The following is a 16,037-nucleotide window of genomic DNA, read 5'->3' as shown; positions in this document are numbered from 1 at the left end:
TGCGCGAGCTCCTTACTAACACTTAATCAACTATCTGTTAGTTACAGTCTAACCAATTCACACTTCGCAGTCGATGTATCCACCGGACGTAGCCTGGAACCATGTGCAGACTTCTCGGCTACATCTCCCCCACTCCGGCGAGCGCAGCGGACCTCATCGGCACCGACGAATGCCGGCAATGGCAAGATTTGGGCAGATTGCACGACGACGGGTGGGGCACCGCGTGGATCAGTACTGATCCCACCGACGCCGAGGTGGTCAAGCGCTTCCGTAGACCACGTGAAGGTGCCGATGATCCACAGTTGACGGATGCACTTGATGCGGAGACGAGCATCGGTCGAATCTTCCACCTGCGGATGGCGACAGCGGGGATGGACGTGCACGAGGAGAACACTCACCCGTTCCTGGCTGCAGACATTGCTCTTGCTCACAACGGTTCCGTGCATCCGATCGAACGACTGCGCGAATATGTCACGACCGCCGAGGTGGAGCGCATCGGCGGGACCACAGACAGTGCCATCATCTTTGCACTCATTCTTCGACGCGTGGATGAGGGCGAGACACTGTTCGATGCAACGGTCGCGACCGTGCGGATGCTGCGGGCAGACTTCGACCATCCGGGGATCAACCTGCTCGTCCTCAGCGCCGAAGAGATGGTCGTCGTCCACGCGACCGCGGGAACGGCGATTCCCTATCAGAGCTTCGACACCTCGGGCACGGGCGGTGAGCTGCCGCTGGACCATAAGGACCACTACTACCGGATGAGCTGGCAGCACTTCGACGACGGTGCGATGATCGTGTCGTCTTCGGGCCTGGACCATAAGGGCTGGAACCTCATCGAGCAGAATACGGCGATGCGGCTGACCGTGGCGGATGGGGCGGAGACTGTGGTGGGGGTCTAAGTCAGGTTGCGGCAGTTTCCTATCCCGAGAAGTCCAGCGTTGCTCGCAACGGAGGTGGGTTTTGACCGCCAGCCGCTTTCATGCTCGGCAAAGAACGCGATTTCCAGTTCGTCTCCGAGGCCAAGCAGTCCGCCGAGGAGATTGGTAGGCACCTCTGTTTTATATGTGCCGTTGCCAGTGGAGGTGGTGTTCTCTGAAAGAGTGAATCCAGTAATTGGAGCCAATAAAGACCCAAGACCCTTGGTGGAAGCTTCAACGACGATGTCATCGAGTTGATAGCCCGCCGGCAGCCGCCAATGCACTACAACCCGGGCGCCCAAACCCAATACGCCACTCTTGTATTCGCAGGATTTGGTTAAGGTTGGCCCTGGGATCGTCGCGGCCTCGAACGACCCTGCGGCCTCTTGTGAGTCAGTCCACCCAGCCATCGTCGAACGCACGCCCGAGAGTCCAAGCACGAGCACAATGAGGAAGAGCCCGGTGATGAGGACACGGATTCGCCGACTGCGAAGCAGCTGATGCCTAGGGGGCTGAGTCATGATTTCCTCCGACTTCGTGTTCGTGCGACGACGACTGATCCTGCTGCGATGAGTGCGCAGGCGGCAAGCAGAATCCACAGCCAGCCTTCGATGCCAGTTCGTGGGAGGTCACCGGGGGCGTCGGGATCGCCAGGGGTTCCCGGGTCGCCAGGACCCAGCGAGACTTCTTCTCCTTGGCCGATCGCTGTCAGTCGCACACTGCTTCGCTGGCCGGAGACTGCCTCGGCGTCGGCGCTTTGGGCCAGGGTGACAGTCACTTGCACTCGGCGCTTCTCGTCACTGGGCATGTCGAGGAGCGGCCGATTATTCTCGGGATCTGCGCCGAGCTCACTGAGTGGGGTTTGGTGGATCAGTTCTTCACCGCCGCCGGCGCACTTGTTCATCGACACGATCTCTTCGCAAGCCCGGACATCAACGAGCAGTTCGTTGGCGATCGCTTCTGTCAGTTGCCCAGAACCGATCTCCAACTCCACTGTCCCTGGTTCCGGGGCATCAGCCCAGACGTCGACTGTCCAGTCCGCTGAGGCACCGGGGCTGAGATTGAGCATTCTCGACTCGTCACCGACGGCACGCATGCGCAGGTACTGGCCGCGCGCCTCGGCGGCGGTGTTGGTTGTGGCGGTGTCGCTGGCGGTGGTGGAAGCAGCCGCGATCATCGAGGACGCTGGGTCGATTGCTGGGAATGGGCCACTGCTCGTTGCCAACAACAGCGCTGCGACGGGGAGGGCGAGGGCGTGCTTCGGTGAGCGGGTTACAGCTGATTGGGATTCTTCGAGCATCGAGGCCGCGGCCTCGTTGGGAGTGCTGTCACCCGCCTCGGCGTTTTCATCACTGTCCTCTTCTTCCTCACGTCGTGGCCAGAAGGCCCAGACGACGAGCAGAGACGCTGCGATCGTGATTCCGCCAAGCACGAAGGGATCGCGGAACTGCTGAATGGTCGGGGCCACTCCCGGAATCGAGAACATGACCCGTCGCACGGTGTCCGCGGTGTAGGGCTCTGGGTCCTTCGCCTCGTTGGCGTCGCCCTTCATCTCGAAGGTGACCACACCGGACTGAGCATCGGTATCCAGAATCGATGTCACGCGGTGCGTCACCGGCAGAACCTTCTCACCACGGTCGGCGGTGATGATGTCTCCGACTTCCATCTCCTCGGCCGGGATCTCGTGGACGAAGGCGATTGAGCCGGCGGTGATCGTCGGGCTCATCGATCCGGTGCGGAACATCATGATCGACACGTTGAAGACGAAGCTGAGGATGACGAGAACGATGCACACGACACCCAGGGCGGCGAAGATGTTGAGCAGTGCTCCGCCGAGCCACGAGGCCAGGCCCGTCTTGCCTGACGTGCGCGACCTGGGCGTTCGCTTCTGGGCTATCATGATGCCCCAGCGTCGTTGGAAGTCTCGATGGACTCGGCGTCGAAGGTCCAGGTGTTCGCCGCAGATGATCCCTGAGCGGTGTTCGGAGACTCTGTGGGCAGAGTGACTTCGAAGCAGTAGGCCCTCACGTCGCCGGCGTTCGGCTTGATTGCTTGTTTGCCGGCACCGGTGGCATTGGACGCTAGGGGCACCGTTGTTGAAGCGCCGCCGTAGACATAAGTGGACGAACCTGAAAATGAATTCTCGCTGCAGGAAAAGGACGACTCAGCGCCTGGAGTGAGCGACGATGTCACCGCGCGATATTCAAGAGACTCGGCAATGCCACCGGCGTCACCGGTCGCACCGGCACTGGAAACCGCCAGCTCGCCGTCCATTGTGGTGTCCGGCGTCGTCCGCACGAACACCGGAGCGTAGACCTTTGAGCCCGGGTACATCCCGGACGCGTCAAAGGTCATATCCGTGTTACTGCTCCAGGAGCCGTCGACAGCCAGTTCGATGTTGAACGTACCGGCTTTGAAGGAACCCGAAGCTTCCTCGGTGTCGGTCCAGGCCGCCAGGGTTGCTGCTGAGCCGATACCGAAGACCAAGCCTCCAGCGAGGACAGCCTTGATGCGGCGGTTGCGCATCTGCCGTCGACTGTCTGAGCGGGTCTCGACAGAGACCCGCTCGGACGGATCGGGGCCGCGCAATGGACCCACCGGAAAACGCACGAAGGTTGGTGTGATTACTCAGCCGAGGTGGCGGTGAACTGCCACTGGGCGTTCGTGTTCTGGCCCTGATCCAGGGTGTCATCGGCTGTGACCTTGAAGCACAGCGTGACAGGTGCACCCTCAGTCGCATCGGCACCTGCCGTGAGGTCGAAGCCCTGAGCACCGGCAGTGGAACCGAGTGCTGTGCCAGCGGGGACGATCGAGGTGCCGGTCGCATCTGCGCTGCAGGCGCCAGCATTGGCCACGGTGACGATCTCGTAGGTCAGCGCTGCCGGGTTGTCGCCGCCTCCCGTAGCGTTTTCGAGCACGACGCTCGCGTCGTAGGAGGTTTCGCCGTCGAGGCGAAGGACGAAGGGGGCCGCTGTGGTGTCACCGGGAGTGAGGTTGTCGCCACCGGCGAGGTCGAAGCTCAACGATGCAGCGCCGTCGGTGCTCTCGTGGTCTGTGAAGGTGGAGCCATCGGTGCTTCCCTGCACATTGAAGGAACCGGCGCCGAAGGTTCCCTCGGCCCATTCGTTGTCCGTCCAGGCTGCCAGCGTCACCGCAGCTCCGACTCCGAGGACGATGCCACCGGCGAGGATGGCCTTGAACTTGCGTGAGCGCGTCGTCGACTGCGTCATTCTGACTCCTTGAAAAGGCACGTGCGTGCACAAAACACCAGAAATGGTGACTACATCATTATCGTAATATTACTTTTCAAGTAAAGCCATATATCACATCTGTGCTTTCAGGCACAGAGAGAACTCTAGAGAACATTCAGGAGAATTACGCGAAAACTAAACTACGCAGTAACAACGGCGGCCCTGCGAATACGCAGGGCCGCCATTGCAACGGGGAAGCTCGGGTAAGCGAGGGGAGGTCTGTGGCCGTTCAGCCCTTCTGTACTGTGATCGTCCAGCTGGCATCGCCGGTGCGATCGAAGTGGGTCACGGGATAGCCGTTCTCGGCTGCCCACTGAGGAATTGCTTCGGTGGCCTGAGTGCAATCGAAGTTGATGACGAGCTCATCGCCGTTGTCCATTCCGCCGATCGCATCCTTGGCCTCAACCAAGGGGAAGGGGCAGACAAGACCGTTTGTTTCCAATACCTGTTTCATACACTCCTGCTTTCTGCGGGCTGCGCGACACCTGTCCGCGCTCCTGACTTGATGGTGAACTTCGCGGCAACTCCTGCGCCGACGATCATGAAGAATGTTGCGACCCACCCCTGGTATTCGAACTGTGCGGTCGAGACCATGGCGTTGCCGACCGTGCAGCCGCCGGCGATTGCGGCGCCGACGCCCATGCCGATTCCACCGAAGACGGATTTGACTACGGTCGCCTGATCGGGGACCCGGATCCGGAACTCGCCGGAGGCCTTGGCCGCGATGAACGAGCCGATGAGAATGCCGATGACGAGCATGACGCCCCAGTCGACAAGCGAAGCATCGCCGGTGCCCAGGAAGGTGGTCAGGTTCGCCGACGGTGTCGTGATGCCCAGGCCGGAGTTGCGTCCGGTCGCAGCCGAGAGCGGCCACGCGATCGTGGCGATGACGCCGATGACCACGGCAGTGGCGAACGGGTTCCAGCGCTTCTCCGTGAGGATGTGGGCCAGGCCCTTCTTCAGAGGCGGCAGGGTCGCGACGGGGGTGGCGGTCTTCTTGTTGTGATGCACGGTGACGGCGATGGCCACGGCCGAGATGATCGCGACGAAGACCCACGGGCTCAGCCCCGTCGAAGCCTGGAGTGTGCCGCTCTCGATTGTGATCGAGCGCAGTCCCTCCGTCACCGAGGTGAGCGGTCCGTTCTTCATCACCGCAGATGTCAGCGCATAGAAGATCAGTGCGAACCAGCTGCCGACCAGGCCTTCACCGGCTCGGTAGTAGGTGCCGGTGGCACATCCGCCGGCGAGCACCATGGCGAAGCCGAAGATGAGGCCGCCGATGATCGAGGCCAGCCACGGGAACGGCGAGGCCTCCAAGGTGATGACGCCGAGACCGTTGAGCAGGAACAGCCCGATCGAGTGCACGGCGATGAGGAGGATGAGTGCCGAGAACCATCGTGTGTTCCCGGTCAGAGTGAGATCGCGGAAGGCTCCGGTCACGCAGAAGCGTCCTCGCTGGAGGACGAATCCGAGTGCCAGGCCGACGATCAGGCCGGTGATGATCATTCATGAGCTTTCTGCTTGTAGGCAGCTGACTGCCGTGACGATTCGTGCATGTGTTGAGCCAAAAATCATATTGGTGGGCCGCAAAGAACGCCCTATCCGCACATCACGAACACAACATCCCATATTGTGCTCAACAATCTGACCGATCGTCAACATCTCCGCCGCAATCCCCGTCAATCCGCGGCGCGACGATCACTTAATCTCATTCATTGATAACATCCTCGCCTTGTGTCAGTGACTGGGCGCACACTGAGAGGACGAATAAGGCAAGGAGGCCCAGGTGCCAGAATTTCAGACCGACGTCGCGATCGTCGGAGCAGGTCCGGCCGGGCTGCTGCTCGCCCACACACTGCACAATGCAGGGATCGATTCCGTCGTCATCGACAATCGCAGCCGCGACGACATCGCCCACACTCACCGGGCAGGCATCCTCGAAGCCGGTTCCGTGCGCATGCTCGAGGCCGAGGGCATCGAATCGCGTGTGCATACGGAGGGTCATCGCCACGACGGCATCGACATCCGCGTCGACGGCGTCAGCCACTCCTTCGACTTCCCGAGCCTCATCGGCGAATCCGTGTGGCTCTACCCGCAGAACGAGATCTTCGTCGATCTCTCCGCCGCCCGCGAGCGCACCGGACGCCCCACCTTCTACTCGGTCACCGACACTGCGATCGGCGACGTCGAAACCGAACACCCCTGGGTGAGTGCGACGACCGAAGACGGTGAGGAGCTGAAGATCAGCGCCCGCTATGTCGTCGGCTCCGATGGCTCCCGTGGACCCTGCCGATCGATGATCCCAGCAGACACGAAACAGCGCTTCTTCCACGAGTACCCCTTCGCCTGGTTCGGCATCCTCACCGAGGCCCCGCCCAGCCACGAGGTCCTCATCTACTCCCGCTCCGAACGCGGCTTCGCACTGATCTCCCAGCGCAGCGAAAACGTCCAGCGCATGTACTTCCAAACCTCCCCCGACACCGAGGTGGCCGACTGGTCCGATGACCGCATCTGGTCAGAGCTGCAGGCCCGGGTCGACGGTCCCGACGGCTTCGCGCTCAAGACCGGCCCGATCATCGACAAGAACATCCTGCCCTTCCGCTCGGCCGTGACCGAGCCGATGCAGCACGGCTCCCTGTTCCTCGCCGGTGACAGCGCCCACACCGTTCCCCCGACCGGAGCCAAGGGCCTCAACCTCGCCTTCGCCGACGTGTCCGTGCTCGCCCCGGCGCTGATCTCGGCACTCAAGGACTCCGACGCCGAGGCGCTGGCCGGGTATTCGCGCACCGCGACGAAACGCGTGTGGAAGGCGCAGAACTTCTCCTACCAGATGACCCGGATGCTCCACTCCGATCCCAACCAGGATGCGTTCGAAACGAAGCGCAGCCTCGGCGAGCTCAATTCGATCCTCGAATCCGAGCACGGTCGGCGCTACCTCGCCGAGTGCTACACGGGTTGGCCGAAGGGCTGAACGACTCACCTCTACACCACATCCCACACCGAGAAGAAAGGTTCGACCATGGGTGCACAGAAACTCTCCGGCCCAGATGATGCGGCCGAGTCACAGCAGACCCTGTCTGCCGAGATCGAGACGATCGAAAACGAACACAAGGAAGCAGTCGCGGCCGGAGCACCGCCGGAGACGCAGCCGCGCCTGGACTACCGGCCCTACCGGTCCTCGATCCTGCGGCACCCGACGAAGGACCCCCGCCACACAGACCCGGAGACGATCGAACTCTTCTCCCCCGCCTTCGGCCACCGCGATCTGGCGAACCTCGAATCTGACCTCACCATCCAGGCCGGTGGGGAACCGATCGGCGAACGCATCAAGGTCACCGGCCGCGTCCTCGACGGCGACGGTCGTCCGGTGCGCAATCAGCTTGTCGAGATCTGGCAGGCCAACTCCGCCGGACGCTACATCCATAAGCGCGATCAGCACCCGGCCCCGATCGACCCGAACTTCACCGGCGTCGGCCGCACCCTGACCGGCGACGACGGCTCCTACTCGTTCACCACGATCAAGCCGGGCCCCTACCCCTGGAAGAACCACCACAATGCGTGGCGGCCGGCCCACATCCACTTCTCGCTCTTCGGCTCCGAGTTCACCCAGCGCATGATCACCCAGATGTACTTCCCCAGTGATCCGCTGTTCGCCCTCGACCCGATCTACCAGTCGATCACCGACCAGAAGGCCCGTGACCGCCTGGTCGCCACCTACGATCACAACGTCACCGAGCACGAATTCCTCATGGGCTACAACTGGGACATCGTGCTCACCGGAGCCAACCGCACCTGGATGGAAGAAGAGGACGATGACTGACCAGAAGCTCACCGCAACACCCGGCCAGACCGTCGGACCGTTCTACGGCTATGCCATGCCGTGGCCCGGCGACAACGAACTCGTCCCCCCGGCCAAGGACGGAGCAGTGCAGCTCCACGGCTACGTCTACGACGGGGCGGGTGCTCCCGTCCCCGATGCGATCCTCGAGATCTGGCAGCCCGATGGCAACGGCAACGTCTCCCGCAGTTCTGGATCGCTGCGCCGCGACGGCTTCACCTTCACCGGCTTCGGCCGCAACGCCGTGGATCCAGAAGGACGCTTCGTCTTCTCCACGCTCAATCCCGGTGCAACGGAGGCGGGCAAGGCCCCGTTCATCAGCGTTGTCGTCTTCGCCCGCGGGCTGCTCAACAGGCTCTTCACCAGAATCTATCTCCCCGAAGACACCACAGCGCTGGCGGCCGATCCGCTGCTGTCCTCGCTCGATGAAGCCGACAGGAATCGTCTCATCGCCACCCGTGAGGCTGACGGATCGCTGCGTTTCGACATACGGTTGCAGGGTGAGGACGAGACCCCGTTCCTGCGGTTCCCCAGTCACGAAGACTGAGGAGGGTCGCACTGGCTACTCAACCGCGACCGCTGCGGCTGGAGAGGACACACAATGACTGACACCGTTGCCCATACGCGCCTCCTGTTCGCCCCCGGCGACCTGAGAGGCGCCGAGGCCATCGACGATGTCGCCCTCGCGTCCGCACTCGGCGATGTGGAGACGGCATGGATCAACGCTCAGGCTCATGCCGGGCTGATCTCCGCCGACGCCCGCGCCGAGGCGGTGGAGGGAATCGCAGCCACCACCAGGTCGCTCTTGGCTGACTCTGCCGAACTGGAGACGTTGGCCGCTGATGCCGAGTCCGGCGGCAACCCGGTCATTCCCTTCCTCAAAGCCGTGCGTTCACGACTCGGTGAGGATGCATCCCGTGCCCTGCACAAGGGCTTGACCAGCCAGGACGTCATGGACTCGGCCCTCGGGCTGCTCATGGCCCGCGTCGCCCGTCAGACTCATGCACGCCTCGATGTCATCGCCGAGCTGCTCGTCGGCCTCTCTGACGCCCATGCCGACACCGTGTGCCTGGCCCGCACTCTGACCCAACCGGCGTTGCCGACGACTTTCGGGCTCAAGATCGCGTCCTGGGCCGCCGAAGTTCACGAGGTCCAGAACCTGACCCCGCGCATCGACTACGTTCAGGTCGGTGGAGCTGCGGGGACCAGGGCCGCAATCCGCGAGTTCGCCGGGACTCAGACCGAGACGCTGCTCCGTGAGTTCCATGTGCAGCTGCGCGGGCCCGATGCCGCGCTGACCAGCATTCCCGTGCCCTGGCACACCGACCGCGTCCGGGTCCTCAACTGGGCCTCCCACCTCACCCAATGCGTGACGGTCGGGGCCTCGATCGCCCGCGATGTGCTCATCGGCACCCGCCCCGAGGTCGGCGAACTGGCCCTGGCCGCAACCGGCGGGTCCTCGGCGATGCCGCAGAAGCTCAACCCCACCTCGGCGGTGCTGCTCCACCGCAACGGCATGCGCGCTCCCGGCGCCATGGCCACATTGACCTCGACCGCTGCCGAGGCGATCGAGGAACGCTCCGACGGAGCCTGGCACGCCGAATGGCCTGCCCTGTCCGAGCTCATGGGCCTGGCGGTGTCCTCCCTCATCATGCTGCAGACGATGGTCGAGGGCCTGAGCGTGGACCCCGAGGCTATGCGGAAGAACGTGGACGCCGCCAGCCCCGGCATCTTCGCCGAACGCCTCAACATCGCTTTCGGCGACCGCCTGTCGAAGACCGAGGTTCAGGAGATCATCACCCCTGGTGGTGACCCTGTTACCACACTCACTGCGGCGCTGGAGAAGCACCCGGTCGAGGGCGAGGAGACACCTGACCTGGCTGGCTTCTTCTCTCCCGAGAACTACCTCGGCGACGCCGAGGACGTTCGACAGTCCATCATCGCCACCATCAACGGACCCGAGCCCGTCTCCCCGGGCCTCCTTCCCTTCGCCTCGAGAAAGTGACCTGACGTGGAACTCACCGCAACAATTCTTGCTGCACCAACTGCACCTGCCGCCGCGAACCCGCGCGTCCTCATCGTCCTGCCCTCACTGGGCACCTCGGTGGGTGCGCTTTGGCAGTCCGCTGCCACCCACCTCGGCGAGGTGGACCCAGCGACGACGATCATCGGCATCGACCTGCCCGGCCACGGCCGTTCGGCACCGGTCGACGTCCCCGCGGGAACGTCAGAGTATCCGCAGCTGACGATGAGCGACCTCGCCGAGGCGGTCCTGGCCACCATCGACCGGGTCCTGCCCGACGTGGCCGGTTCCCCCGACGCGAACTCTGCCAGCATCAGCATGGCCGGTGACTCGATCGGTGGCGCGATCGCTCTGCAGCTGGCCCTCGACCACGGTGATCGCTTCGACCACGCCGCAGTGTTCTGCACCGGCGCGAAGATCGGAGAGCCCAGCGGCTGGCTCGAACGCGCCGAGGTCGTCGCCACCTCGGGCACGCCCACGCAGGTCACCGGCTCGGCCGAGCGCTGGTTCGGTGAGGGCTTCATGGATCGCGAACCAGAGGCCTCGGCCGCGCTGCTGCATTCCCTGCAGGACGCGGACCGCTTCTCCTATGCCGCGCTCTGCCACGCACTGGCCTCCTTCGACGTCCGCTCCCGCCTGGCCGAGATCACCCTGCCGGTGCTCGCTGTGGCCGGAGCCGAGGATCAGCCGACCCCTCCGACGAAGCTCGCAGAGATCGCCAACGGCATCTCCGGAGCCCTCCTCGAAGTCATCGAGGGTGCGGCCCACCTCGTACCTGCCGAAGCACCGGCCGTCGCCGCGGGACTGCTCCACGAATTCCTGAATCCCGACGCCACGGGGGCCAACTCGGCAACACTGCCGACCGCCTCCGGGCCACGCGAAGCCAGCCGGGACGAGGTCCGCGAGGCCGGAATGACCGTGCGCCGTCAGGTCCTCTCCGATGCCCACGTCGATCGGGCCAATGCCAAGGTCGATGACTTCACCGCCGACTTCCAGGACCTCATCACCCGCTACGCCTGGGGCGAGATCTGGACCCGTCCGGGCCTGGACAAGCGCATGCGATCAGCCATCACGCTCACGGCCATGATCGCCGGTGGCCACGAGGCCGAGCTCGCGATGCACGTCAAGGCTGCGGTGCGCAACGGTCTCAGCCGTGACGAGATCAAGGAAGTCCTCCTCCAGTCGGCCATCTACTGCTCGGTGCCGAGTGCGAACACCGCGTTCTCCGTGGCCTCGCAGGCGCTGGCTGAGATGGACGACGAGGGCTGAACTTTCAGCGTGTGAGCTGACGCTGTTCGGATGGTCACATTATGTCTCTGGGGCTATCGGTGGTCAGCGCTGGGCAATAGGCTTGTTCGGTTGCGGTGATTCGCCCGGTTGCGTCTGCGACCGCGCGTGCCGCGGCTGATCAACCCACCCACTTCGTCCGAAGGGACTTCATGAGCGACGCCCCAGTGTCCCGCCGAGTCTACAAATTCGCCGTCTTCGCGCTTGCGATCGGCGCTTTTGCCATCGGTGTGACCGAGTTCGCCACGATGGGCCTGCTGCCCCACATCGCCCGCGAACTCGGCATCACCGTGCCCCAGGCGGGCCATGCTGTGTCGTTCTATGCCATCGGCGTCGTCGTGGGCGCACCGCTGATCACTACGATCGCCGCGCACATGGACCGCAAGCTCCTGCTGCTGTGCCTCATGGGACTCTTCGCCCTCGGCAATCTCGCCTCGATGCTCGCCCCCGACGCGACTTTGTTCAACATCGCGCGCTTCTTCAGCGGGCTCCCCCACGGCGCCTACTTGGGCGTCGGCGCCATCGTCGCGTCCTCGCTCGTGGCACCCCACCGTCGAGGCCGAGCCATGGCCCGCGTCATGCTGGGCCTGACGATCGCGAACATCGTCGGCGTACCGATCGCCACGGCACTGGGCAACATGTTCGGCTGGCGCAGCGCCTACGCACTCGTTGCGGCGCTCGGCGTCCTCTGCGTCATCATGGTCGCCGTCGCTGTGCCGAAGGTGAAGCTCGCCGGTGTGCCCTCGGCACGCGGTGAGATGAAGGCCCTGGGCCGCCAGCAGATCATCCTCACCCTCGTCGCCGGGTCTGTCGGCTTCGGCGGCATGTTCGCCGTCTACACCTACGTCACCCCGACCATGACCGATGTCGCCGGCGTTCCCCAGGTCGCGATCCCCTGGGTCCTGGCCGTCTACGGCCTGGGCATGACCGCCGGCTCCCTCATCGCAGGCCCCCTCGTCGACAAGTCCATCGAACGCTCGGGAATCGGCGGCATGGTCCTCTCCGCGATCGTGCTCGCCGCCTTCGGCGCCTTCACCCACATCGCCGCGATCGCGATCATCGCGCTCTTCCTCATCGGCATCGCCGGCTCCATGATCACCACGGCCCTGCAGATGCGCCTGCTGCGAGACTCCCACGACGCCCCGAGCCTGTCCGCGGCCATGAACCACGCCGCGTTCAACCTCGCCAACGCCCTCGGCGCCTGGCTCGGCGGCATCGTCATCACCGCAGGCCTGGGCTACCGCGCCCCGGCGTGGGTGGGCGTGGGCCTGTGCCTGCTCGGACTCATCGTCCTCATCATCGCCATCGCCCTGCGCCGAGGTGACGCGTCCAACCGCTCGACAGTCGAGGTCTGAGGCCCGCCCAGGTCGGCGACTGAGTTGTGCAGATCACTCGGACGTACGAGTAATCTCAGCTTCTGAAACCTGCGGGTCGCACTTTGTGAGACAGGAGTAGTGTCGAGCAGTCGTCGTTCACCCCTGTGTCCGGCGACCTTCATCTGACACGAGCACCATCCGCCCGTGCCTTCGTATCTCGACAACAGCGGAGCACAAAAGAAATGTCCACCGATACCCAGCCGGGCTCCCCGAACATGCAGCCCGGACCCGAGTCCGAGTCCGATGTCATCGCGGCGACTCGGAAGAACAACACCCGAGGCAAGGTTCTCACCGCCTCGATGGTCGGCACCACGATCGAATTCTTCGACTTCTACGCCTATGCGACAGCCTCGTCGCTGGTGTTCCCGGCCCTCTTCTTCCCCAACCAGACGTCGACGACTCAGCTGCTGAGCTCGTTTGCGATCTTCGGCGTCGCCTTCGTCGCCCGCCCCCTGGGCTCCATCATCTTCGGCCACTTCGGCGACCGCATCGGACGCAAGAAGACACTCATCGCCTCACTGCTCATCATGGGCATCGGCACCTTCCTCATCGGCCTCCTCCCGACAGCGAGCACTCCGGGCTGGGTCGTCCTGGCCCCGCTGCTCCTCGTCCTCCTGCGCTTCTGTCAGGGAGTCGGCCTCGGCGGCGAATGGTCGGGTGCGGCACTGCTGGCCACCGAGAACGCTCCGAAGGGCAAACGCGCCATCTGGGGAACCTTCCCGCAGCTGGGTGCCCCGGTCGGCTTCATCATCGCCAACCTGCTCTTCGTCGGGCTGAACAAGTGGACCTCCCCCGAGGCGTTCCTCGCTTGGGGCTGGCGCATCCCGTTCCTGCTCTCGGCGCTTCTCGTCGCCGTCGGCCTCTACGTTCGTATGTCCCTCATGGAAACTCCCGCCTTCCAGCTGGTTTCCCAGAAGCAGCAGATCTCCAAGGCCCCGCTCGCCACTGTCTTCAAGACGAGCTGGAAGCCGCTGATCCTCGGCACCTTCATCATGTTCGCGACCTACGTGATCTTCTACTTCATGACCGCGTTCACCCTCACCTACGGCACCTCCCCTGCCACCACGGATCAGGCGAAGTCCGCCGCCGAGGCGGCCGGCACGAGCTTCGATCCCGCCGGGTTCGTCGCGGGGCTGGGGTACACGAAGAGTGAGTTCCTCACCTACCTCATCATCGGCGTCGTGTTCTTCGGCATCTTCACCGTGGTCTCCGGACCGCTGGCGGAAAAGCTGGGCCGACGCAAGATGCTCATGGGAGTCACGGTCCTCATCGCCGCCTATGGTCTCGTCGTCAATGTGCTGTTCAATGCCGGAACCCCCGGCGTCATCATCGCCCTGATCGTCGGCTTCATCCTGATGGGACTGACCTTCGGCCCGATGGCCGCGTACCTGCCTGAACTGTTCCCCGCCAATGTCCGCTACACGGGCTCGGCGATCTCCTACAACATGTCTAGCGTCATCGGTGCGGGTCCGGCCCCGTTCGTCATGGTGGCCCTGTGGCAGGCCGAAGGCGGAACGATCTTCTACTGCGGCCTCTACATCATCGGGGCAGCGATCCTCACGCTCATCGCACTGTTCCTGGCCAAGGACACCACTGACCTCGACATGGAGGCACAGCTGAGCTGAGTGCTCATGCCCTAGGATCGAGGCGAGGACAGCCGACTCCGAGGAGGACGACCATGACACTTCCGCCACAACTGCAGCCCTTGATCGGCACTTGGCGGGGCACCGGATCGGGTCACTACCCCACGATCGAGCCCTTCAGCTATACCGAAGAACTGGTCTTCCGCGATGTCGGCAAACCCTTCCTGGTCTATCAGCAGCGCACCTCGTCACCCGAGGGGCACCCCATGCACATGGAAACCGGGTTCCTGCGCAGCCCCACTCCCTTAAGCGTCGAATTCGTCCTGGCCCAACCGACCGGGCACACGGAATTGGCCGAAGGCACCCTGACCTCGACCGAAGACGGGCTCGTCCTCGAACTGCAGTCACCACAGGTCCTCGTGGCCGCATCGGCGAAGTCGGTCCAGGCAACTGCCCGCACCTACCGGCTGACGAACGATCAGCTGTCGGTCGACTTCTCTATGGCCGCCGTTGGCGCGACCATGACCCACCATCTCCATTCGGACCTGGCCAGAGCCGAAGACTGATCCAGGCTCGGGACACGATCTCCCGGCCCCAACGGAACGTCAACACTACGATTTGGCAACGACCGCCTCGGCGATGGTGGGTTGGTCATGAGTGTGACTCATGACACTGTACGATTCCTTTCAGACGTTGCTCAGCCTTTCAGTGCGAGCGACACCTGCTATGTGGCATCGATGCCACCGACACTCTGGAGGAACCATGAAACGACGCTTGACTCTGGCCACAGTGGCCGTCGGCGCCATGCTCGCTCTGTCCGCGTGCGGCGGCGGTGGCGAATCGGAACCGGCAGCGACCGGCGAAGGTGGTGTCCCCCTCGTCAAAGAGGGCAAGCTGACAACCTGCACCCACCTGTCCTATCAGCCATTCCAGTTCGAGAAGGACGGCGAGGTCGTCGGCTTCGACGTCGATATCGTCGATGCCGTGGCGAAGAAGCTCGGAGTCGAGCAGGAGATCGTCAACACCCCGTTCGAAACCATCACCACCGGGGCCGCATTCAACCAGGACCAGTGCGACGTTGCCGCCGCGGCGATGACCATCACGCCCGAGCGTGAGGAGGCCATCGGCTTCTCCGAACCGTACTTCGCCGCCAACCAGGCTGTCCTGACCAAGGATGACAAGACCGCGAAGGATGCCGACGCGCTCAAGGACTTCAAGGTCGGCGCGCAGGCGGGCACCACCGGGCTCGACTATGCGACAGAGAACTTCAAAGACGCCGAGGTCATCACCTACGAGGACCTCCCCCTCTCCCTCGAAGCGCTGAAGAACGGCCAGGCCGACGCGGTCATCAATGACAACGGCGTTCTCTACGACTATGCCGCGAACAACGACGGCTTCGCGGTCGGCTTCGACATCGACACCGGTGAGCACTACGGCATCGGCATGAAGCAGGACAATGCCGAGATGAAGAAGGCCGTCGACGAGACCATCAAGGAACTCAAGGACAACGGCGAGTACGACAAGATCTACAAGAAGTGGTTCAACCAGGAGCCACCCAAGGAATGATCGGTGATCGGGCGGCCGGCCGCAGCCTTCGGGCTTCGGCCGGCCGCCCGTTGACCTGAGTGCGTCCAATCGCATTCTTTAGCCCCATCTGCACACAGGCGAACACGATTCCGCCGACACCGTTGAAGGACCTCACCCATGTCGACTTCACCAACGACGGGGAGCCGCGGCCCGACCGGCCCGGGCCACCCCG

At 63.7% G+C, this 16,037-nt stretch carries 16 protein-coding genes; 10 read left to right on the top strand and 6 right to left on the bottom strand.

What is annotated here, in order from left to right; genetic code table 11:
• The first annotated feature begins 101 nt into the window (after positions 1 to 101).
• The gene (locus LQ788_RS04540; RefSeq protein ID WP_231445570.1) at positions 102 to 902 is read left to right on the top strand and encodes a class II glutamine amidotransferase; all 801 of its coding nucleotides are present in this window, start codon (positions 102 to 104) and stop codon (positions 900 to 902) included.
• On the opposite strand, the gene LQ788_RS04535 is transcribed toward LQ788_RS04540, so the two are convergent.
• The 6 genes from LQ788_RS04535 to LQ788_RS04510 all read right to left on the bottom strand — a co-directional run bounded on the left by LQ788_RS04535 (position 899) and on the right by LQ788_RS04510 (position 5,677).
• Positions 899 to 1,441, bottom strand: a complete 543-nt coding sequence (locus LQ788_RS04535) for a hypothetical protein (RefSeq protein ID WP_231445569.1) — start codon at positions 1,439 to 1,441, stop codon at positions 899 to 901. The two genes, LQ788_RS04540 and LQ788_RS04535, sit on opposite strands and share 4 nt — an antisense overlap.
• Positions 1,438 to 2,820, bottom strand: a complete 1,383-nt coding sequence (locus LQ788_RS04530; protein WP_231445568.1) for a signal peptidase I — start codon at positions 2,818 to 2,820, stop codon at positions 1,438 to 1,440. Before LQ788_RS04530 ends, LQ788_RS04535 begins: the two co-directional genes overlap by 4 nt.
• Positions 2,817 to 3,530, bottom strand: coding sequence for a SipW-dependent-type signal peptide-containing protein (locus LQ788_RS04525; protein WP_231445567.1), 714 nt, complete (start codon positions 3,528 to 3,530; stop codon positions 2,817 to 2,819). The genes LQ788_RS04530 and LQ788_RS04525 overlap by 4 nt, the downstream gene beginning before the upstream one ends.
• A 14-nt stretch (positions 3,531 to 3,544) precedes the next feature.
• The gene (locus LQ788_RS04520) at positions 3,545 to 4,150 is read right to left on the bottom strand and encodes a SipW-dependent-type signal peptide-containing protein (RefSeq protein ID WP_231445565.1); all 606 of its coding nucleotides are present in this window, start codon (positions 4,148 to 4,150) and stop codon (positions 3,545 to 3,547) included.
• A 250-nt stretch (positions 4,151 to 4,400) separates the two neighbouring features.
• A complete protein-coding gene (locus tag LQ788_RS04515; RefSeq protein ID WP_231445563.1) occupies positions 4,401 to 4,625 on the bottom strand; it encodes a sulfurtransferase TusA family protein in 225 nt (74 codons plus the stop codon).
• Positions 4,622 to 5,677 (bottom strand): YeeE/YedE family protein, encoded by a 1,056-nt coding sequence (locus LQ788_RS04510; protein ID WP_231445562.1) that lies wholly within the window; start codon positions 5,675 to 5,677, stop codon positions 4,622 to 4,624. The genes LQ788_RS04515 and LQ788_RS04510 overlap by 4 nt, the downstream gene beginning before the upstream one ends.
• Positions 5,678 to 5,957: 280 nt before the next feature.
• On the opposite strand from LQ788_RS04510, the gene LQ788_RS04505 reads away from it, so the two are divergent.
• The 9 genes from LQ788_RS04505 (at position 5,958) to LQ788_RS04460 (ending at position 15,844) form a co-directional block, all read left to right on the top strand.
• On the top strand, positions 5,958 to 7,142 hold the full coding sequence (locus LQ788_RS04505) for a 4-hydroxybenzoate 3-monooxygenase (protein WP_231445561.1): 1,185 nt from the start codon (positions 5,958 to 5,960) through the stop codon (positions 7,140 to 7,142).
• 48 nt (positions 7,143 to 7,190) lie between these two features.
• Positions 7,191 to 7,991 (top strand): protocatechuate 3,4-dioxygenase subunit beta, encoded by an 801-nt coding sequence (gene pcaH, locus LQ788_RS04500; protein WP_231445560.1) that lies wholly within the window; start codon positions 7,191 to 7,193, stop codon positions 7,989 to 7,991.
• The gene (gene pcaG / locus LQ788_RS04495; RefSeq protein ID WP_231445559.1) at positions 7,984 to 8,556 is read left to right on the top strand and encodes a protocatechuate 3,4-dioxygenase subunit alpha; all 573 of its coding nucleotides are present in this window, start codon (positions 7,984 to 7,986) and stop codon (positions 8,554 to 8,556) included. Before pcaH ends, pcaG begins: the two co-directional genes overlap by 8 nt.
• Before the next feature lie 54 nt (positions 8,557 to 8,610).
• Positions 8,611 to 10,014 carry a lyase family protein gene (locus LQ788_RS04490; RefSeq protein WP_231445558.1) on the top strand — a complete coding sequence of 468 codons (1,404 nt, stop codon included), beginning with the start codon at positions 8,611 to 8,613 and terminating at the stop codon, positions 10,012 to 10,014.
• 6 nt (positions 10,015 to 10,020) lie between these two features.
• Complete coding sequence (gene pcaDC, locus LQ788_RS19990; RefSeq protein WP_449495033.1) at positions 10,021 to 11,301, top strand: bifunctional 3-oxoadipate enol-lactonase/4-carboxymuconolactone decarboxylase PcaDC; 1,281 nt, start codon at positions 10,021 to 10,023, stop codon at positions 11,299 to 11,301.
• 170 nt (positions 11,302 to 11,471) lie between these two features.
• Positions 11,472 to 12,674 carry an MFS transporter gene (locus LQ788_RS04475; protein ID WP_231445557.1) on the top strand — a complete coding sequence of 401 codons (1,203 nt, stop codon included), beginning with the start codon at positions 11,472 to 11,474 and terminating at the stop codon, positions 12,672 to 12,674.
• Between the two features lie 236 nt (positions 12,675 to 12,910).
• The gene (locus LQ788_RS04470; protein ID WP_231447317.1) at positions 12,911 to 14,320 is read left to right on the top strand and encodes an MFS transporter; all 1,410 of its coding nucleotides are present in this window, start codon (positions 12,911 to 12,913) and stop codon (positions 14,318 to 14,320) included.
• Between the two features lie 53 nt (positions 14,321 to 14,373).
• A complete protein-coding gene (locus LQ788_RS04465; RefSeq protein ID WP_231445556.1) occupies positions 14,374 to 14,844 on the top strand; it encodes an FABP family protein in 471 nt (156 codons plus the stop codon).
• Positions 14,845 to 15,040: 196 nt separating this feature from the next.
• Positions 15,041 to 15,844: a basic amino acid ABC transporter substrate-binding protein gene (locus tag LQ788_RS04460; protein WP_231445554.1), complete on the top strand. Its 804-nt coding sequence runs from the start codon at positions 15,041 to 15,043 to the stop codon at positions 15,842 to 15,844.
• The last annotated feature ends 193 nt before the right edge of the window (positions 15,845 to 16,037 follow it).

Source organism: Brevibacterium zhoupengii, from assembly GCF_021117425.1.
GTDB classification, from domain to species: domain Bacteria; phylum Actinomycetota; class Actinomycetes; order Actinomycetales; family Brevibacteriaceae; genus Brevibacterium; species Brevibacterium zhoupengii.
This window is presented reverse-complemented; position numbering and strand designations above follow the sequence as displayed.